General features: G+C 33.0%; 1 pseudogene. It reads left to right on the top strand.

From position 1 onward, the window contains the following. Positions 1–209, top strand: a pseudogene (locus E4T68_RS09475) (IS30 family transposase); the annotation flags it as partial.

Here is a 209-nt window from a genome sequence, read left to right as displayed (position 1 = left end):
ATTAGAATACATAGTGTTGATTCCTTTGTTAATACTTATAAAAAGCAGCATTCTGATGAACTAGTCCCTTGCACTAAAACTGTTTATAATTGGATACACAATCAATCTATACCATTAAAACCGATTGATTTACCACGGATGGTACGTATTCGTCACAAAACAACCCCTACTCGTTTGAAACAACATAAACGCTGTTTAGGTAAATCTAT

Origin of the sequence: Granulicatella sp. WM01, assembly GCF_004570605.1 — a bacterium.
In the GTDB taxonomy this organism is placed as follows: Bacteria; Bacillota; Bacilli; order Lactobacillales; family Aerococcaceae; genus WM01.
This window is presented reverse-complemented; position numbering and strand designations above follow the sequence as displayed.